This window comes from Pseudomonas sp. rhizo25 (assembly GCF_031931935.1).
GTDB classification, from domain to species: domain Bacteria; phylum Pseudomonadota; class Gammaproteobacteria; order Pseudomonadales; family Pseudomonadaceae; genus Aquipseudomonas; species Aquipseudomonas synxantha.
The window spans coordinates 1-460 of record NZ_JAUJXA010000055.1; the positions used below are offsets into that span (position 1 = coordinate 1).

1 protein-coding gene is annotated in these 460 nt (G+C 58.0%); it reads left to right on the forward strand.

All coding sequences use genetic code 11. The features are described 5' to 3' along the window. Positions 1–460: immunoglobulin-like domain-containing protein (locus tag QZR30_RS27905; protein ID WP_311904785.1), on the forward strand; the 460-nt coding region annotated here is incomplete at both ends.

Below are 460 nucleotides of genomic sequence, written 5' to 3' on the forward strand. Positions count from 1 at the left end.
CGGTGCGCCGGTGACTAACATCACCAACCCGCTGACCGTCACTCTCGATAACGGCCAGTCCATCACTATTGGCGTGAACCAATCCAGCGGTTCTATCTCGGTTGTTGCACCGGATGACGTCTACAAGGGCGACCAAACCGTCACCACCGCTATTAAAGGCGTGACCGGCGGCGAGCATTTTGAGAACTTGGTCCCTGGCACTACCGCGGTGAACACCACCGTTACGGATACCCCGGGCACTGACAACACCACGACTGTCACGCTGACTGCGCCAAATGCCGTTAACGAAGGCGGCCAGATCACCTATACCGCTACGCTTTCCAACAAAGCGGGCACTGACGTCACCTTGAAGCTGGATAACGGCTCGAGCATCACGATCAAGGCGGGCGACACTGTCGGCACCGTGACTGTACCGGCGCCTACCGATGACGTGTTCATCGATAAGAGCACCCAGACCGTC